Source organism: Oceanobacillus jordanicus, assembly GCF_022095695.1.
Lineage (GTDB): Bacteria > Bacillota > Bacilli > Bacillales > Amphibacillaceae > Oceanobacillus_B > Oceanobacillus_B jordanicus.
The window spans coordinates 24,921-44,501 of record NZ_JAIFZM010000013.1 but is presented as its reverse complement, the minus strand read 5'-3'; the positions used below and the strand labels follow the sequence as shown (position 1 = coordinate 44,501).

The 19,581-nt window shown below is 38.9% G+C and carries 17 protein-coding genes and 1 riboswitch; of the genes, 14 read left to right on the top strand and 3 right to left on the bottom strand.

Going from position 1 to position 19,581, the window contains the following annotated elements; genetic code table 11:
• The first annotated feature begins 92 nt into the window (after positions 1-92).
• The gene (locus K3T81_RS14660; protein WP_238020743.1) at positions 93-2,243 is read left to right on the top strand and encodes a type IA DNA topoisomerase; all 2,151 of its coding nucleotides are present in this window, start codon (positions 93-95) and stop codon (positions 2,241-2,243) included.
• 77 nt (positions 2,244-2,320) lie between these two features.
• Here the strand turns inward: K3T81_RS14660 and uraA are convergent, their stop codons facing one another.
• Entirely contained in the window at positions 2,321-3,607 is a 1,287-nt protein-coding gene (uraA, locus tag K3T81_RS14655) for a uracil permease (RefSeq protein WP_106896487.1), read from the bottom strand.
• Between the two features lie 459 nt (positions 3,608-4,066).
• On the opposite strand from uraA, the gene K3T81_RS14650 reads away from it, so the two are divergent.
• The 4 genes from K3T81_RS14650 (at position 4,067) to K3T81_RS14635 (ending at position 7,654) form a co-directional block, all read left to right on the top strand.
• Positions 4,067-4,849, top strand: coding sequence for a hypothetical protein (locus tag K3T81_RS14650; protein ID WP_238020741.1), 783 nt, complete (start codon positions 4,067-4,069; stop codon positions 4,847-4,849).
• Between the two features lie 218 nt (positions 4,850-5,067).
• Positions 5,068-6,282, top strand: a complete 1,215-nt coding sequence (locus K3T81_RS14645) for an NAD(P)/FAD-dependent oxidoreductase (protein WP_238020739.1) — start codon at positions 5,068-5,070, stop codon at positions 6,280-6,282.
• Positions 6,283-6,489: 207 nt separating this feature from the next.
• Positions 6,490-6,741 carry a hypothetical protein gene (locus tag K3T81_RS14640; RefSeq protein WP_238020738.1) on the top strand — a complete coding sequence of 84 codons (252 nt, stop codon included), beginning with the start codon at positions 6,490-6,492 and terminating at the stop codon, positions 6,739-6,741.
• 55 nt (positions 6,742-6,796) lie between these two features.
• Positions 6,797-7,654, top strand: coding sequence for a VanW family protein (locus tag K3T81_RS14635; RefSeq protein ID WP_238020736.1), 858 nt, complete (start codon positions 6,797-6,799; stop codon positions 7,652-7,654).
• 65 nt (positions 7,655-7,719) lie between these two features.
• On the opposite strand, the gene K3T81_RS14630 is transcribed toward K3T81_RS14635, so the two are convergent.
• Positions 7,720-8,256 (bottom strand): YceI family protein, encoded by a 537-nt coding sequence (locus K3T81_RS14630; RefSeq protein WP_106896492.1) that lies wholly within the window; start codon positions 8,254-8,256, stop codon positions 7,720-7,722.
• A 182-nt stretch (positions 8,257-8,438) separates the two neighbouring features.
• Between K3T81_RS14630 and K3T81_RS14625 the strand changes: the two genes are divergently transcribed.
• From K3T81_RS14625 to thiT, 3 genes are all read left to right on the top strand, one after another.
• Positions 8,439-8,690, top strand: coding sequence for a phage holin (locus K3T81_RS14625; RefSeq protein WP_106896493.1), 252 nt, complete (start codon positions 8,439-8,441; stop codon positions 8,688-8,690).
• 203 nt (positions 8,691-8,893) lie between these two features.
• Positions 8,894-10,684: a M3 family oligoendopeptidase gene (locus tag K3T81_RS14620; protein ID WP_238020731.1), complete on the top strand. Its 1,791-nt coding sequence runs from the start codon at positions 8,894-8,896 to the stop codon at positions 10,682-10,684.
• A gap of 56 nt (positions 10,685-10,740) precedes the next feature.
• A riboswitch (TPP riboswitch) is annotated at positions 10,741-10,841 on the top strand.
• Between the two features lie 97 nt (positions 10,842-10,938).
• On the top strand, positions 10,939-11,511 hold the full coding sequence (gene thiT / locus K3T81_RS14615; RefSeq protein ID WP_106896495.1) for an energy-coupled thiamine transporter ThiT: 573 nt from the start codon (positions 10,939-10,941) through the stop codon (positions 11,509-11,511).
• Positions 11,512-11,654: 143 nt separating this feature from the next.
• On the opposite strand, the gene K3T81_RS14610 is transcribed toward thiT, so the two are convergent.
• Positions 11,655-12,005 carry a YflT domain-containing protein gene (locus tag K3T81_RS14610; RefSeq protein ID WP_036573464.1) on the bottom strand — a complete coding sequence of 117 codons (351 nt, stop codon included), beginning with the start codon at positions 12,003-12,005 and terminating at the stop codon, positions 11,655-11,657.
• A gap of 112 nt (positions 12,006-12,117) precedes the next feature.
• Between K3T81_RS14610 and K3T81_RS14605 the strand changes: the two genes are divergently transcribed.
• From K3T81_RS14605 to K3T81_RS14580, 6 genes are all read left to right on the top strand, one after another.
• A complete protein-coding gene (locus K3T81_RS14605; RefSeq protein WP_106896497.1) occupies positions 12,118-13,539 on the top strand; it encodes a hypothetical protein in 1,422 nt (473 codons plus the stop codon).
• Between the two features lie 190 nt (positions 13,540-13,729).
• Positions 13,730-15,109: a Glu/Leu/Phe/Val family dehydrogenase gene (locus tag K3T81_RS14600; RefSeq protein ID WP_238020728.1), complete on the top strand. Its 1,380-nt coding sequence runs from the start codon at positions 13,730-13,732 to the stop codon at positions 15,107-15,109.
• 441 nt (positions 15,110-15,550) lie between these two features.
• Positions 15,551-17,284: a carbon starvation CstA family protein gene (locus K3T81_RS14595; protein WP_106896499.1), complete on the top strand. Its 1,734-nt coding sequence runs from the start codon at positions 15,551-15,553 to the stop codon at positions 17,282-17,284.
• A 101-nt stretch (positions 17,285-17,385) separates the two neighbouring features.
• Entirely contained in the window at positions 17,386-17,643 is a 258-nt protein-coding gene (locus K3T81_RS14590) for a cory-CC-star protein (protein WP_238020726.1), read from the top strand.
• Positions 17,644-17,663: 20 nt separating this feature from the next.
• The gene (locus K3T81_RS14585) at positions 17,664-18,602 is read left to right on the top strand and encodes an ArsA family ATPase (RefSeq protein WP_238020724.1); all 939 of its coding nucleotides are present in this window, start codon (positions 17,664-17,666) and stop codon (positions 18,600-18,602) included.
• Positions 18,599-19,576, top strand: coding sequence for a zinc-binding dehydrogenase (locus tag K3T81_RS14580; RefSeq protein WP_238020722.1), 978 nt, complete (start codon positions 18,599-18,601; stop codon positions 19,574-19,576). Before K3T81_RS14585 ends, K3T81_RS14580 begins: the two co-directional genes overlap by 4 nt.
• Positions 19,577-19,581: the final 5 nt, after the last annotated feature.

Below are 19,581 nucleotides of genomic sequence, written 5' to 3'. Positions count from 1 at the left end.
TTTTCTTAATAGTAGATATGTAGTATAATAGGCTAATCCCCACTCACACTCTCCTGATTACCATCCCAATAAATGAAAAAAGGTGATTTATTTTGAAGTTAATACTTACTGAAAAACCATCTGTTGCAAAAAACATAGCAGATGCGCTTAAAGTGAAAACAAAGAAAGATGGTTACTTTGAAGGTGCTGACTACATCATTACCTGGGCGTTCGGCCATTTAGTAGAGCTCTACGATGCGAAAGATTATGATAGCAAAATGGCTCGTTGGAAAATGGACAACTTCCCCTTTATTCCTCCTCAATTAAAGTACAAAGTGAAAAGCAACCCTCGTAATAGGAGCCAGACAGACGGAGGTGCTGCTAAACAGCTCAAAACTATACATAAACTGATGAAACGAAACGATGTTGAAGCCATAATTTCGGCCTGTGATTATGATCGGGAAGGTCAATTGATTGGTGACAGTATTATTTATAGAGGTAGTAAACCGAATAAAACCGTTTACCGTCTGCTTTTAAACGAGTGGACACCTGCAGAAGTTATTAAGGGATTAAAAGAAGTGAAGCAAAATGATGTGATGAAACCATTAAGAGATGCAGGGATTAGTAGACAATGGGCAGACTGGATGATCGGAATTAATCTCACTTCTGTGGCAACATTAAAGTATCAAAAAGGGAAAGGGAAGGCCCTTAATATAGGACGAGTTCTTTTGCCTACTTTAAAAATTATTTACGACCGTGATAAAGAAATAGAATCCTTTGTTGCGGAAGATTACTTTAGGCTGCATGCGACATTCTATACAAAAGACGGAAAAGAATACACAGGAACATATAAAAAAGGAAAACAGGAGAAGTTTAAGGAACGAAGTGCACTCGATGAATTCCAACGTGTTTTAGAAGGAAAAGAAGGAAATGTAACAGATAAGCAAGTGGAAAAGAAAAAGGAATTCCCTCCTTTTTTATTTAATCTATCAAGCTTGCAAGGGTACATCACCAATAAGTTTAATGGATGGACATCGGATAAGGTTCTAAAGGTAGCGCAATCGTTGTATGAGAAAAAGTATATTACGTATCCACGAACCTCCAGTATTGCCTTAGAAGAAAGCCTTACAGGAAAAATGAAAAAAGTATTGGATAATCATATACAAGATCTTCCTTATAAGGATGAGGTAAAGTTCCAAAAGACAAAGCGTGTATTTAATAACGCAAAGGTGGAAAGTCATAGTGCTATCACACCTACATACCTGCTTCCTAAAAGGCTGACCGCAGATGAGCGGGTTGTTTATATGGCAATAAAAAACCGCTTTATCATGCAGTTCATGCCAATTGCTGTGTATGAAGAGACGAAGCTGGTAACGACTGTTGCTGACGTAGAAGGCATGTTTCATACAAAAGGAAAAGTACAGCTGATTGAAGGCTGGAAAAAGGTTGAAAAGATAGCTTCCAAGGACACTTTATTGCCTCCGGTCGAGCAGGGAGCTTCCGTTTCAGTGATTAAATCGGAAGTCACTAAGCATGTAACGAAGCCACCAAAACAGCATACAGAGCGGACATTGCTACGAGTGATGGAGACATGTGGCAAGCACTTAAAGGAAGAGTCTGATGGCGAAGCAGATGTGGAGGCAGTCTTAGGGGGTTTTAGTATTGGTACAGCAGCCACACGGGCTGAAACTATTAAAAAACTGAAAGATGTAGGATATATAACTGCACAACAGAAAAACCTTACTTGTACAAAGCTAGGAAAGACCCTTGTAGAAACGTTCCCAGTAAAGCAACTGTTTGACTTAGAGTTTACAGGTCGCCTGGAAAAGTCACTGGCAGATATTCAAAAAGGGGATGGGAGTAAGCAAGAATTTCTTGAAGTAATTTCACAGTTTACTACAAGCTCTGTTAATCAGATAAAGGCGGATGAAAGTGAGATTATTAATGAAATCACTCCTGCCAAAATTTCCAATGAACCACTAGGGAAATGCCCGGAATGTGGAGAAACTGTCACGGAAGTTTATATGGGTTTTGCCTGTAGTAAGTGGAAAAAAGGCTGCAATTTTATCATTTGGAAAAATGACAAGTATTTAGCTGCAATGCGAAAGAAACCTACGAAAACATTAGTGAAAAATCTGTTGACTAAGAAGCAGGCTTTTGTAAAAGGACTCACTAGTAAAAAAGGAAAGAAATTCAACGCCTATTTAACCTATGAGAAAAATGCTGAAAAAGGCTATTACAGCTGGAAAATGGACTTTAAATAAGCCACTTATACGTCAGATCCAAGAAACTAAAAAGGGCTGGGACGTTATGTCCCAGCCACTTTGTACTGCTTTATCTATTATTCTTCATTTGACAGTTTAAAAGTATCTAGCAATTTGAAGAATATTCCTAAGACTATTGCTACGATAGTTGCCAGTCCCATCCCTTTTAAAGCAACTTCGCCAATTTGGATGGTAACACCACTAATTCCAATGACAAGCACAACACATGTAAGGATTAAGTTGGTGGAACGGTTGTAATCTACTTTTGCTTCGACAAGCATCCGGATTCCGCTTGCTGCTATAATACCAAATAATAGGAGTGAGATTCCTCCCATTACAGCCGCAGGGATAGAAGATATAAGAGCTGCCAGCTTCCCGATAAAAGAAAGAACCACTGCAATAACGGCTGCTATACCAATGATCCAAGTTGAATAAACACGTGTTATCGCAAGTACTCCAATATTTTCTCCATAGGTCGTATTCGGTGTAGACCCAAAAAGGCTGGAAATTATTGTAGAAATACCATTTCCGGCTAATGAGCGGTCAAGACCAGGGTCTTTTGCAAGATCCTTTTTCACTATGTTCCCAGTTACAAATAAGTGTCCAATATGCTCTGGAATAAGAACTAGCGCTGCTGGGAGGATCACGACGATTGCAGACCAGTCAAATTTCATTTGATAAAATTCAGGTAGAGAAATCCAAGCCGCTTCCTTCACAGGTGTAAAATCTACTAACCCGAAGAAATAAGCAATAATATAACCAGCAATAATTCCAATTAAGATAGGTATGATTTTTAAAAACCCCCGCAAGGTAACCCAGCAAACAATTGTAATTGCAAGGGTTAATAACGCAACAATTGCTACATCCGTATCCATCACCCAGTTAGTTCCTGCATCGGCTGGGGCAATCCAACCTGCCATCTCGGCAGCTGTTGGTACAAGCTCAAGTCCGATAACTGCTACGATTGCCCCCATTGCAGCTGGTGGGAAAATAACGTCAATCCAACTTGTACCGACCATTTTCACTATAAAGGCAACAAGGGTTAATACAATCCCTACTGCCAGAAAACCACCAAGAACGTAGCTATATCCCTCACCTCCAGCATAATTACCTAATACCACTGCTACAGGTGAAAGGAAGGCAAAGCTCGATCCCAGATAGGCTGGAATTTTTCCTTTTGTTATAAATAAGTAAATTAATGTACCAATTCCGTTCATTAACAAAATGGTAGCAGGATTTATTCCAAACAGAACAGGAACCAGTACGGTGGACCCAAACATTGCAAATAAGTGCTGAAAACTAAGCGGTAAGCTCTTTAGTATTGGTAGGCGTTCATCCACCTTAATTTCACGATATGTTGCCATCTTTATTTCCCCCTTGAATTAACGGGTTACCTTGGAACCAAGAAAAAAACACCTTGCCTTAAGATGGGCAAGGTGTTTGCATCGAAAGAATAGAGCCACTGGGTAACTGTTCCCAAAGGTCATCCTTTTAACAGACCTAATCTGTTCCACCTTGCCAGCCTCACAGGACTGGATTAAAGGTAACCGTAAAATTTATTCTATTTATTATTACGCATAAATAGTTAGCTGTCAATCCTTTTCTCTATTATCGAAACTGATAAATAGTACGCAACACTACTAAAAGTGGGGTAGTATATTTTTATTGCCCAACAAAATAAAAGAATGGTATGAAACAGAAAATTCTTCCACTTTATTAGTATAAACCATTGTAAATAATAGGCAAATATGCTTACAATAATAAGAGATACTAGCGTTCGTGTTAATTTGACATCTTTATACATATAGTGAGGGAGCGGTGTTGTGAAAAATAAAAAATTACTTGTCATTAATTTGCTCACCTTAACAGCATTTGTAGCTGTTGTGATAACTGGAATTTACCAATCTGAGCTAAATCAAGATAAATATGGTAAAGAAGAAAAGGTCGAAGAAGTTGACAAAGAAGAGGAGAAGGGCGCGGAAGAAGCCCTTATCATTACCCCCGTAGAAAATGATGAATTTGATGAACCGGCAGTAGAAAAAACCACGGCTGCAGGGGAGCTAATGCGTCAAAAAAGTTCCCTGTTTGTCGAGGCAATGAAAGAAGCAAGCTTGTTGGCAGAAAAGACAGAGGATGAACAGGTTGACGATGAATCGGAAGAACTTTCTATAGAAGAAGATGACGCAGAAGCTAGCACTACAGTTTCTACTTACCCAAATGTGTCTACACATAACCAGAAATCTTCCTCTACAAATCAAGGAAACAAGAGTAACAAAAATGAAAACACTACTGATAAAAAGACTGAAAAATCATCAAGTGATAGTGGCAATACAAATAGTGGCACTGATCAAGAAACAGAGCAAGATAAAGGGGGAGAAGGGGAATCTCCTAGTGAATCAGTAGAGGAAGACGAAAAAGAAGAAAAACCTGTTGAAGATACGAAGCCAACAGATTCTGATAACAAGGATGATCCAGTGAAAAACCCTCCTGCAACAGATGACGAAAAAGAGGAAGGTTCTGATAAGGAAGATGATGAACCTAAAGAGGAAAAACCAGGTGAAAAAGCAAATTCTCAACAAGACAATAAAGCTAAAGAAAATCAGTAATTTAAGGGCTAATAGATTTAATATAAACCCTTATTAAAACGTTTTGTTATCTAATAGATACAACTGATTATTAGCCTATTTAATAAATCTTTGCTATTATAAAGGTATTATAAAAAAAGTTTTTAGCGAGCTTGAATAGGATTCAAGTATATTATCTATTATTCTGAACGCTTTAACTTTTGTATTATAGAGTATATTCAAGAAAGGTGGAAGTTTTAATGAGTACAAGCATTCCAAAAATAGTTGTACTAGGAGCTGGTTACGCAGGTCTTACTACAGCAAAACGACTAACAAAACAATTAACAGCAGAACAGGCAGAGATCGTACTGGTAAACAAACATAACTACCACTATGAAACAACTTGGCTGCATGAAGTAGCTGCGGGAACAATTAACCCGAATCAGGCGCGTGTGATGATCAGCGATGTGGTGAGCCCAAATCGCGTTAGACTCGTATACGATTCTGTAGTTAAAATTAACAAAGATGAAAAGCGCGTTGTTCTAGAAAACAGCGAAATTGAATACGATTATCTAGTCGTTGCTCTAGGGTTTGAATCCAATGATTTTGGAATTAAAGGGATGGCTGAGCATGCTTTCGCTATTGAAGACATCGATTCAAGCCGTCTAATTAGTGAGCACATTGAATATCAATTCGCCAAATATAATAATGAAGAGAATGTAAGTGAAGAAAGCTTAAACATTCTTGTTGGTGGAGCAGGCTTCACTGGAATTGAGTTTGTTGGTGAACTAGCTCAAAAAGTACCAGAGCTATGCAAAAAATACGACATTGACCGTAGTAAGGTCCGTATTATTAACGTAGAGGCAGCACCTTCTATTCTTCCAATGTTCGATAAAGAACTAGTTGATTATGCTAAAAAATCTTTAGAAGATCGTGGAGTTGAGCTTAAAATCGGTGCCGCAATTTCTGAAGCTACATCTGAAGGATTCATTGTTGGTGATGACAAAGAATTAATCAAAGCTGGAACAATCGTTTGGACTGGTGGCGTAAAAGCTAGCTCTGTTCTTGGTGAATCTGGTTTTGAACTAGTAAAAGGAAAAGTTAACGTGAATAGTGATCTTCGTCCAGAAGGCGTAGAGGACATGTTTGTTATTGGAGACTGCTCATGGGTATGGAACAAAGAAGCAGATCGTCCTTATCCATCAACTGCCCAATTGGCAATGCAGGAAGCAGACGTTGTTGCAGCAAATCTAAAAGCACTAATCACAAATCAGCCAGTAGAGGAGTTTGTATTTAGTGATAAAGGTACTGTAGCTTCACTTGGACATTCTGATGGTATTGGTAATGTTATGTCAGGATATAAGCTTTCTGGTAAATCAGCTGCAGCTATGAAGAAAGTTGTAGATAACCGTTCCCTATTCTTACTTGGTGGAGCGAAGCTGGTTCTTAAAAAAGGTAAGTTCCGTCCATTCTAAATTAAAAAAATAGTCATAATTGAACGAGATAATTACGAGGAGGTAGTAATGAATGAAGAATAAAACATTATGTGGGTTTTTACTTGTACTTGCTTCGTTGGTAGGGTTTAGATTACTCAGTGACTACATGGAAGATTCAAGGGATTTTAGATAAATACAAGGCCATCCAGTTTAGCTGGGTGGCTTTTTACTATGGAGGGAAGTCAGGTGCATAACGGCTTAATTGTATTTTTAATTTTCCTGTTTATACTTGCAATATTGGGAACGTTCTTTGCACTAAAGCAAGAGGAGCGAAAAATGAAAAAGTATGAAGAAGAAGGGGACACGATTGAAGACCAATTGTCCCGTTCTTTAGAATATGAATCTACCTCTTTGAAATCAAATGTACGTACCCAAATCTGGATCTACACGATAACGATTACGCTTGCACTGCTCGCTTTTTTTATTTACCTTTTTTAAATAAAGGAATGTATTACAACCTCTTTCCTCATACTAAGTGAAGGAGGTTGGCGATATGCGTATTCTTTTACTTCTTGTATTTTTATTAAGTTGTATGGCTTCAAATGTGTTTGCTATAGGTAGCGTGAAACTTGATAAGGTAGAAATCAGCCAATATGGACTCTATCCCTTTCAAGAAACGCCATTTATTGATGAAGTTAAATTGCAGGCATTGATAAGTGAATTAGAAAAGAAGGTTGCCATTGAACCGAAAAATGCCCATTGGTCAGAGAATAATGAACTCATTACAGAGGTACCTGGCAGGATGTTGGATAAAGAAGCCTTTCAAGTATTATTTCGAAGTGCTTATTATGAGCAAGATATGAAGCGTATTACGGTCCCAACTATGCCGGTATACCCCAAAGTTGATCAATCATTGCTCAAAGAAATACAGACAAAAGAACTGGGAAGCTATACCACTTTTTATAAAAAGGGGAATAAAGAGAGGGCGGATAACATTGCATTAGCAACGGCAGCAATTGATAGTCACGTCGTTTTTCCAGGTGAATCTTTTTCTTTTAATGATGTAGTAGGGGAGAGAACAGCACAAAGAGGTTATAAACGTGCTCCTGTCATTGTGAAAGGAGAGCTTGCTGAAGATATTGGCGGAGGCATTTGCCAGGTTTCCTCCACCCTTTTTAATGCTGTGGATTTGAAAGGTATACAAATCTTGGAGCGATACGCCCATAGTAGAAGTGTTCCCTACGTACCTGATGGAAGAGATGCGACCGTAAGCTGGTGGGGCCCGGACTTTGTATTTAAAAACAGATATAATCAACCATTATTAATCAGAGCACATGCTACTGACGGGAGAATGGTTGTTAGAATCCTTTCATCAGACTCTGTGGACCATTTTACGGGTGAATCTTCCTAAATAACTACTATAGTAGAACAAAACAGCAGGCTTCCTTATAGGAACCTGCTGTATTCTAAGTTAAATTATTCTGCTTTATGTGCTTCAATTTCAAAATTGATTGTAACATCTTCACCGATTAGAACGCCACCTGTTTCAACAGCTGCATTCCATGTAAGTCCAAACTCTTTACGGTTTACTTTTGTTTTCCCACTGAATCCAGCAACAATATTTCCGCTCATTGGGTCTTTACTTTGTCCTTCGAATTCTACATCAACCGTAACAGGCTTTGTAGTTCCGCGAATTGTTAAATCGCCAGTAACATCATATTCACTGTCAGATTTTTTCTTAATATCTGTTGCAACAAATGTAATTTTAGGATGATTTTCTACATCGAAGAAATCACCTGAGCGCAAATGATCGTCACGATCTTTATTACGTGTTTCGATGCTATTAACATCAATCGTTACTTCTACTTTAGAATCTGTAAGGTCCTCAACATCTGCTTCGATAACAGCATCAAACTCTTTGAAAACTCCTTTTGCTTTAGAAATCATCATGTGTTTTACGGAGAAGCCAATTTCACTGTGTACTACGTCTACATTCCATACTGTTCTTGTCATCTTAAAAATCCCTCCAAAGGTAAGTTATTAATACGTAAGTTACTTTATGTTACTTAGTATAGAATGATAAACTTGTATTGTCAAGTAATAAAAATCCTCCCTATTTTTCTTTTACCCAATAGTTTGCCGTTCCAATTGCTAAGCGAAATCGTAGTATGGAGTAAAGACAGGAGGGGAAATAAGTGGACAGAGGTACTCTAATTCGATCATTTGTTTTATTCGTTGCCCTTATTAATCAAACGCTCGTCATATTTGGCAAATCCCCTTTACCAATTGATAGTGAATTAGTAGAGCAGTTTGTTGCAGTAACGTTTACGATGGTATCTTCACTCATTGCGTGGTTTAAAAATAATTACATTACAGAAAAAGGTAAGCAACAAAGGAAAACGCTTGAGAATAATGGGTTAACGAAGCTAACAAAGAAAACGAAATAATCATTACTCCCTGAGCACCCGCTTGGGGAGCCTTTGTTATCTTTCAAGATAATGAGCGCTATTTTTGAACACCCTAAATCGAAATTTGCTAAATTTCTTGAAAAAAGAAAATTCTTCAAGATGAAAATTATTTCATTTTTCGTTATAATAAAAAGATAGGGTAAAATGAAACAAATATAAATGATGGAATGAGGAGATATTTTATGCAACAAACGTATAACCCAACATGGGATTTAGATGTGATTTTTCCAGGGGGAAGCGATTCAGAAGCATTTCGTACATATCTTAAAGACATTCAAAAGGATAAAGAAACATTCTCAGCTGAAGTAGAGGCATTTACTCCAGAAGATGGTAATGTGGAAGCAGAACAGTTAACTGGTGTAGTAAACGAGCTTGAGAGTGTAATGAAAAAGTTAAGAGAAGCTTCCGCGTTTATCAGTTGTCTAAGCGCACAGGATGTAACGGACGAGAAAGCAAGTCTTCTAGTTGGTAAACGTAGCGAATTGCGGGCAGAATTAGATGCCATCATGTCGAAGTTCGTACAAAAGCTAGTTGCCATAGAAGATACCACATGGGTTACATTACTTCAGCATGATGGTTTAGCGGAGCTTTCCTTTGTCCTTAACGAATACAGAGAACAGGCAAAGGAGCTTCTATCTGTTGAACAGGAAGTGCTAATCAATGATCTTGGAGTTGATGGTTATCACGGCTGGAGTCAAATGTATGATACAATCGTTGGAAAAATGACAGTGGAAGTAGAAGAAGATAATAAAGTGAAGTCTCTATCTGTCGGGCAGGCATCTAATAAATTAGGTCATCCAGATCGTAAAGTAAGAAAGGCTGTTTTTGATAAGCTGGGGGAGGCATGGAAGGAACAATCCGCCCTTTTTGGTCAGACATTAAACCATTTAGCTGGATTCCGACTGCAAACTTATAAGCATCGTAATTGGAAGAGTGTTCTTAAGGAGCCACTTGCAATTAACCGAATGAAGCAGGAAACACTTGACGCAATGTGGACAGCTATTTCGAATAATAAAAAGCACTTTGTTAAATATTTAGAGAAAAAAGCAGACCTTCTTGGGCTAGAAAAAATGAGCATGTATGATATTGGAGCACCATTAACAAATACTGTGAAAAAATCGAGCTATACTGAGGCAAGTAAGTTTATTGTAGACCATTTCGGTAAATTCAGTCCCAAAATGGCCGACTTTGCTCAAATGGCCTTTGACAAACGCTGGATTGAGGCAGAAGACCGTGCTGGCAAGCGACCTGGTGGGTTCTGTACAAGCTTCCCTGATAGTGAGCAAACTAGAATCTTTATGACATTCTCTGGGACGTCTTCAAATATTGCTACTTTGGCTCATGAACTAGGCCATGCCTATCACCAGCATGTTATGAATGATGTGAATGGGTTAAATCAGCGTTATGCGATGAATGTTGCGGAGACAGCTTCCACGTTCGCTGAAATGATTGTAGCAGATGCTTCGGTTAAAAATGCACAAAATAAAGAAGAGAAAATCGGACTGCTTGAAGATAAAATTCAACGTAGTGTAGCATTCTTCATGAATATACATGCACGTTTTATCTTTGAGAACCGTTTTTATGAAGAAAGAAAAGAAGGGCTTGTATCGGTTAACCGCCTGAATGAGATCATGGTAGAGGCCCAGAAGGAAGCTTATCAGGATGCACTGGATGAATATGATCCTAATTTCTGGTCTTCTAAACTACATTTCCATATTACGGGTGTTCCATTTTATAACTTCCCGTACACCTTTGGGTATTTATTCAGCCTTGGAATTTATGCTGCCGCCAAAGAACAAGGGGAAAACTTTGAGGATGCATACATTGAATTGCTACGTGACACTGGTAGAATGAATGTAGAGGATCTTGCCATGAAGCATATGAATGTCGACTTAACGAAACCTGATTTCTGGGAAGATGCTATTCAATTATGTGTGAAGGATGTTGAGGAATTTATCGAGTTTACACAATAGTTGTAAGCCTACAGAATGTGGGTTACAATGAAATTAATAAAAAAAGCATAGTTTGAAAAGCCTACAGGGGGAGCCAATGGCTGAGAGTGAACAGAGATGTTCTTACCCTTTGAACCTGTTAGTTAGTACTAACGTAGGGATGGTGGCTTTTTTGATGGAATAAAAGCAATGTAGCGGATTCCCATCAGGAAGTCTTCCCCTTGGCATTGCTTTTTTTGTTTGTTTAAAATTCGCTTTAAAAAGGGGAGAGAGAAATGAATAGAAAACGCACATTATTTTTAGTTGAGGTAGCCATATTTGCTGCCTTTGCACTTTTGTTGGATATTATTCCATTTTTATCATTTAAGATATGGGCCCAAGGAGGATCAATATCCTTTGCTATGATTCCTATTTTTATTGTGGCTTTTCGTTGGGGAGTTAAGGGAGGCTTATTGGCAGGCTTTCTTTGGGGCATGTTACAAATTGCCGTAGGTACTGCTTATGTATTATACCCACTTCAAGGATTTTTTGACTATGCTGTAGCATTTACTGTATTAGGGTTTGCAGGTATGTTTTCTAAAAAAATTCAACAAGCTCTGCAAAAAGGGCAAACTAAGAAGTATTTGGGATATATAGTGGCAGGAGTGTTTCTAGGATCAATCCTACGCTTTGGTGCACATTATATTGCAGGAGTTACATTTTTTGAGTCAGCAATAGAAGGGCAACCAGTATGGCTGTATTCCTTATTATATAATGGCTCTTACATGCTGCCTGCTTTCCTGCTTAGTGCTATACTTGTCTTTTTCTTATTTCATAAACAGCCAAGGACATTAATGAATACAAATTAAAAAAGTTTTTCCGCTCACATGTGGGGGTCTCTCTTGTTAAGGGAGACCACCTTCTTTACTACATACAAAACGAGCATGCCAACCAATAATCTAGTTGACATGCTCGTTTTTTTAGCCTTAAGACAAACGACTTTGTAATAAGACTACATTAAGTAGCTAGCTGCATTTTCGTTGTTTGTTACAATTAGTAATACTTTTCCTTCGTCCATATCCTCTTCATAGTTTTCAGCTTCTGCTTGAGAGAAACCTACTTCCTGAAGTTTCGAGCGCAACTCGTCACCTTTACTATTAAATAAGTTTCCGACTGCGTTCCCAAAATCCATTTCCTTTATGCCGATTGTGTTGGCATCAACACTTCCAGCAATTCGTTTCGTACGGTCATCATCGTGGGACAATACATAAACATCATCTTTGTTAATTCCTTTGTCTTTTAAAATACTCACATCTGTTTTTAGTACTTCGTCATTTGTATATTCTTTGATAAATGGTTTCATCTTTTTCTACCTCCTAATAATGTTCTATGGTTTTTATATTCCCGGTAACCAAAGAACTAAACATTCCCTTAATGCATAGGCTATACAACCATTATTGAGAGGAAGATGTAGGATGGAACTTACCATTTCTCATTGGATATATGGACTGTTTACTTTATTGATTATTGGAACGATGATTTTTCGAAAAGGGGTTGTATTACCAACATTACTCGGAACGTTCATTGTAGCGTGGGTGTACAATGGAAACCTTGTAGCAGGCTTTAAAGCCATCTTTAATGCGAACCTAATTGCTGCACAGGAACTGTTTAGTATTTTCCTAATCATCACATTCATGCTTGCGCTTTTACATTCATTACGTGATTTAGGTGCAGATAAACGAATGATCCAACCCATCCAAAAAATGATGATAAATGGGCATATTTCCTTTTTTGTCCTAGCAGTTATCACGTATGTCATATCATTATTTTTCTGGCCAACTCCTGCTGTCCCATTAATTTGCGCATTGCTAGTACCAGCGGCTATTAGAGCGGGTTTGCCGGTTATGATGGCAGCAGTTGCCATTGCGCTTGCTGGTCAAGGAATGGCATTATCGTCGGATTATATTGTACAGGTAGCACCAAGCTTATCAGCTACAGCGGCCGGGATTGAGACAGCTATAGTGGCTGATCGTGCCCTTGTATTGTCTGTCATTGCTGGTGTCATCGCCATTGCGTTAGCTTACTTGTTGTACCGGAAAACAATACGTCATAGAAATGATCCATTAATTGAATTAGAATTGGAGCAAATGCAATCCGTAAAAGAGACGACGAATAAGGCACATACGAAAAATTTAACCGCGTGGAGTAAAATATTTGCAGTGGTTGTACCACTAACACTGTTAGGTGTTGTTATTTATATGGTATATGAAAAACTGCTATCTGGAAGAATGAGTGGACTTGAAGGGGGAGATGGAGCTGCCTTTGTCGGTGGAGTAGCAGTCATTCTTTTACTACTCTCAACTGTAGCCTTTGGTAAACAGCATTCCCTTGATTATATAACAACACATATAACGGATGGTTTTGTGTTTGCCTTTAAGGCAATGGGCCCAGTTATACCAATTGCTGGTTTCTTTTTTCTAGGAAGCTCGGACTTCTCAGGAAGTATTTTAGGAATGGAGGAGAGTCAACCAGCGTTTCTGTTTGACCTTGTGCAAACTAGCCAGACTTTTTTACCTGAAAATGCCCTTCTTGCTGCGCTAAGTATCTTAATCATTGGGATTATTACAGGTTTGGATGGTTCGGGATTCTCCGGTCTACCGCTCACAGGCGCCTTAGCTGCATCGTTGGAAAACGGTTCAATTGATGCTGCTACATTAGCAGCTATTGGGCAAATGGGGTCTATTTGGACGGGGGGAGGAACAATTGTAGCCTGGTCATCGCTTATTGCAATCGCAGGTTTTTGTGGTATTTCTGTAATGGAGCTCGTTCGCAAAAATTTTATTCCAGTCATAATTGGTCTTCTAGCAGCAACACTTTTCGCTATTTTTCTTTGGTGATAAACCGTTTTCATGGTCCTTTGAGGCTGGATTTGTTAGAATCGTAAAAAAGTGGGGCTTGTATCAGTCGCCAATTACTTAGGTAAAGGAGCATAAACCAAAAGGCAGCACTGCTATCGGTTTCTGGCATGCCCCCTGCAGGTGGCTGATCTATACCTCGTTTGGCAAATCTTAGTCAGGAGGAACTAAAATGGGAAGCAATACTTCTACTATCATCGAACAATCTCTTGATGCATTGCTTGATGATCAATCATTTTTACCCGAACTTTCTGGTGAAACAAGAAAAAAAGCTTTTACTTCTCTCACCTCTATCTTGTCCACCCCTAATCATATTCATAAATCATTCCTTAGAATCGCGTTAGAGGATGGCAAAGTGACTCGGATACCGGCATTTCGTGTCCAACATAATAATATTATAGGACCTTATAAAGGAGGTATTCGTTTTCATGAGTCTGTTGAGGAAGAAGAAGTAAGTAACCTTGCTGCCTTAATGACGTTAAAAAACGCCTTGCATGAAGTTCCTTTTGGAGGAGGGAAGGGCGGAGTGGTAATTGATCCAAGAAAATTTAAGGTGAAAGAACTAAATCAAATCTGTAGAAAATATGTCCAATATTTCAGTCAGATCATTGGGCCGGAAAAGGATATACCGGCGCCTGACGTCGGATCAGGAGAACGGGAAATGGACTGGATGATGGGAGAATACAAGAGCATCCATCCAGGTATGAAGTATAGAGGTAGTTTTACTGGTAAAAGTGTTGTAAACGGTGGCTCTTTGGGGAGAAGACAGGCGACGGGAAAGGGAGTCTATTTCTCCCTTCGCTATATGCTACATGATTTTACAAATGATAAGTATAAATGGTTAAACGAACGGGACAATATTTTTGCTAAAACTGTCATTGATCATAAAGACAAGTCCCTTAAAATTGCTATACAAGGTTTCGGAAATGTTGGATCTGTCGTAGCAGCTGAAGCAAATAAGTGTAACTTTTTGAACAATAAAGTAGTAGCTGTCAGTGATAGAAACGTGACATTGCATAATGCTGATGGGCTAGACATTCCAGAATTGATAAAGTATACAAAATCGAATAATGGTGATCTTCCAATAGATGAAGAAAGCCTGGAAGAGGCCAATGTGAAAGCCACTATTTGCGATAGGGACGACTTGCTTACAATGGATACAGACATATTAGTATTGGCTGCACTTGGTGGGCAAATCCACCAGGAAAATATGAAGCAAATGAAAGCAAAGATTATTGTTGAGGGAGCGAATGCGCCAATTACAGGGGAAGCCGACAGCTATCTCAGTGAAAAAGGGGTAGTTGTTATCCCGGATATTTTGGCAAATGCTGGTGGTGTTATCGTTTCCTATTTTGAGTGGCTACAAGGGAGAGAAACGCAATTTTATAGTGAAGAGCAAGTTTACGAGAAATTATATTATAAAATGCAACACACCTTTGAAACAGTGTATCCGCAGTATTTTGGAGACGCGTTTCCACTAAGGCAAAATTGTTACATCCACTCTGTAATGAAACTCTCCACAATCTTATTTAAACAAGGAAAGCTTTACTAAAGTTATTACGCTGGGCCATATGTTCTCATTAGCAAAGAACGCTATGTCAAATGGAAGTATTTTCTTCCGCTGAATGGTGTTTCGGATATCTATAAAAATGTAATCGCCGGACAGACTCGAATTTTATCGTAGATAATTCAAGTTATTGTCCGGCTTTTTTGTTTAAAATTCTTCTTTCCTCATTTTCGGAATGTCATAGAAGTAAAAATTTCTTTGTTGTCTACTTTTAACCCTACGACAATAGATTTGTAATCTGCATTAACAACAGATAAATCTTCTACGTTTTGCAAATCCCATAAACTACCATTTGAGCACTGAAATATTCTAAAAAGCCATATAAAACCATACTAAATCAAAGCGCTTTCACATATGGATTAAAGAAACACGTCCATATATTCTTTTCGAAGGTGTGTTAACTACTTAGTATAGGAGGAATAAGGTATGTCAGGTATTTTAGTTGCACTTATTGGTATGGTCATTTTTGCTCTTGGCTACAGATATTATTCCAAGTTTGTAGCAGAAAAAATCTTCAGGCTCGATCCGAATTATGTAACACCTGCACACCGTTATAAGGACGGGGTGGATTTTGTTCCTACAAATAAGTTCGTCTTATGGGGGCATCATTTCACCTCTGTTGCGGGGGCTGCTCCCATACTAGGACCAGCAATCGCCGTCTATTGGGGCTGGCTTCCAGCGTTTTTATGGGTGATACTAGGGACCGTTTTTGCTGCAGGGGTCCATGACTTCGGTACATTAGTTCTCTCTGTGCGGAATAAGGGCCAGTCTGTTGGAACATTAGCACACAGACTAGTTGGACAGCGTGCCAAGATATTATTTTTGTTTATCATATTAATTCTAGTATTAATGGTAAACGCAGTTTTTGCCTGGGTGATTTCAAATCTATTTATCTCCTATCCGGCTAGTGTTCTACCAGTGTTTATTCAAATTCCATTAGCTATTTGGATTGGATATGCAGTATTCAAACGGAATAAACGGATGCTCATTCCATCTCTTTTGGCGCTTGGTGTTATGTATGCCACGGCTATTTTGGCTAGCAAAGTAGGTTTCTTACAAATTGACTTGGTTAAATACTTTGGCGGAGAGGGGGCAAGTGGACTGTTTGGACTTGGTGCCACTTCTTCAGCATTTCTCATCTGGATTGTCATCTTAATGGTCTATGTATACATTGCCTCAACACTACCGGTTTGGAAACTCTTGCAACCAAGAGACTTTATTAATTCACACCAGCTTGTTGTAGGTCTTGGAATCTTATATCTTGGATTAATATTTTTGAATCCAGAAATGACGGCTCCTGTCACAAACGCAAATCCTGACAAATCATTGCTTCCATTATTATTTATTACAATAGCCTGTGGTGCGATCTCTGGTTTTCATGGATTGGTTTCCTCTGGCACTTCTTCTAAACAATTAAATAAAGAAACAGATGCACGCTTTGTTGGCTATTTTGGTGCAGTTGGAGAAGGAATTCTTGCACTTATTTCGATTATTGCGGTGGCTACATTTTTTGCGAATAAAGATGATTTCTTTGCTACTTATGCCAGTTTTACAGATGCAAATGGTGCAGGATTGGGAGTGTTTATTGAAGGCGCCGCAAACTTAGCCTCGGGAGTCGGGTTACCGGCAGATATTGCTACAACCATTGTATCGATCATTGTTGTAAGCTTTGCTGCAACCACGCTCGATACTTCTGTACGATTAATGCGCTACATTATTTCTGAGCTTGGTGTAGAATACAAAGTTCCAGCGTTAACCAAAAAGCATGTTGCTACAACGGTAGCTGTTGTGTCTAGTGCTGCTCTTGTACTATTGCCAGAAGGGCCGAAAGGGTTTGGGTCTGGTGGTTATCAGCTATGGCCTTTATTCGGTACGGCTAACCAGTTACTGGCAGGTATCAGCTTAATGTTAATTGCCGTATGGCTCAGGAGGCAAGGGAGAAACTATGCAGTGGTGTTAATACCTATGATTTTCCTTATGTTTATGACGCTATACGCAATGTTCCAGCAGGTGGTGTTTGAATGGTCATGGGCAGGGAATGACGCAAACACACTATTGTTCGTACTCGGCGCTATTATTTTTGTGTTTGCTGTCTGGATTATCCTAACGGCCTTTAATGTGTTAACAAAACCGATTATCAATTCAACAGAAGATGAATAATTAGCAACTGAGTGTGATGACAAAAAGGAGCTAGTTAGCTCCTTTTTGTATTTCACCATAGCAATTAAGCATAGAACTTCATACTAAAGGGAGGGGATAGAATGCTAGACAAGCTAAAGAAAGCAATTGCATTTTATGAGGAAGTGCTTAGTACACCGCATCGGCAGGAAATTGCCAGAGAACTAAGAAAGGAAGAAGATCTTTTTCTGCTACTACTATACTCTGAAATGATTGGCATCCCTAACCCAGTATTTTACTATACGCTAGAACTTTATCCACACATAATAGAGAAGTTTCATGATTGGCACTTGCGCATGGGCATGGAAAACTCCCCCTTATCAGGGATTCGTTGTTGTTAAAATAGAATAGGAGGTGCTATATGAACACAGAAAAGGAGATCATCTTTATTGGTGGAAAAGGAGGAGTGGGGAAGTCCACGACAGCTGCTGCCTTAGCTTGGAGTTTTGCTGAAAAAGGTATCAAAACATTACTTGTATCAACAGACCCGGCCCATAATACAGGTGATATATTTGATCAGAAAATAGGTGGAGCCATGAAACGCCTTTCCAAATTCTTAACAGCAATCGAAATTGACCCTGATTATGAGGCATCCTCTTACATTCAACGTGTGAAATCAACGATTAAGGGTATCGTACATGTAGGAATGATAGATGAGGTGAATCGTCAGCTTGATACCGCTAAGGCTTCACCAGGAGCGGAGGAAGCAGCCTTATTTGAAAAATTAATTTCAATTATTTTGGAAGAGAGGGTGAATTTTGATAAAATAGTTTTTGATACTGCTCCAACAGGACATACCATTCGCCTGCTTTCTCTTCCTGAGTTGATGGGTGTATGGATTGATGGTCTGCTACAAAAGAGACAAAAAACGAATGAAAATTATTCCAGATTATTACATGACGGTGAACCGGTAGATGATCCTATATACGAGGTGCTTAAAGCCAGGCAGGAGCGGTTCTATCAGGCAAGGGAAATATTGCTTAACCCAAGAAAGACGGAATTCATTTTTGTATTAAATCCAGAAAAACTTCCTATACTTGAAACGAAAAAGGCGATAGAGTTACTAGAAAAGTATCAACTCTCTGTGAATACTTTAGTGGTAAATAAACTATTACCTAACGAAGTGGAAGGGACGTTTTATGAAAAACGCAGGAAACATGAGAAACAATACATTTCAAAAATAAAGCAGGAATTTCAGAGACAACACCTTATGTTTGTCCCATTGTTTACAGAGGATATTATTACGAAGGCACAATTATCGAAATTTAGTACATACGTGGAAAGGGGAAAAAGCAATTGAAAGCATTTGTACATGAATATGGCGAGTTAAAAGTGAAGGATATGGAAACACCAACCGCAGGGGAAGGACAGGTTTTGGTGGCCCTAAAAGTGGCTGGTTTAAACAGACGTGATCTTTACATTCCAAATCGGCGCGGAGAGGATAAAGAAGCATTGATTCTTGGCTCAGATGGAGCGGGTATAATCGAATCAATTGGCAAAGGAGTTCAAAATGTTAAAGAAGGTGACGAAATTATCATCAACCCTGGTTTGCGTTGGTATGAGAATAGTGATGCTCCACCAGCAGAATTTGATATCTTAGGTATGCCTGACCATGGAACCTTCGCCGAAAAAATGGTTATATCCAGTGAACAAGTGGAACAAAAACCATCTCATTTATCTTGGGAGGAAGCAGGAGTTCTCGCTTTATCAGCCCTTACAGGATATAGAGCATTGTTTACAAAAGGTCAGATTAAAGAAGGGGAAACTGTATTCATTCCAGGTGCTGGAAGTGGTGTGTCTACTTATCTTATTTCATTCGCTAAAAACGTTGGAGCACGGGTAATTGTTACGTCAAGAAGCGAAGAAAAGCTTGAAAAAGCAAAATCATTAGGAGCAGATGTTGTCTTGCTTGATAGCGAAGATTGGGCAAAACAATTAGAGAACGAAACAGTTGATCTCGTGATTGATAGTGTGGGACGCGCTACCTTTAAACGTTCTTTGGATGTATTAAAAAAAGGTGGACGCATGGTTATTTTTGGTGCCACGACAGAGGATACCATCGACTTCGATCTTCGTTCCTTTTTCTATGGGCAATACCAGCTGTTTGGCTCTACAATGGGAAGTAGACAGGAATTGAGAGCGCTCTTGGATCATATGAAAAACTTTAATATGCATCCTATCGTCGACAAGACATTTGCAATAGACAATATGCAAGAGGCATTTGAATATCTTGAGGTTAATAAACAATTCGGCAAGATAGCCATAAACCTATAGAAGGA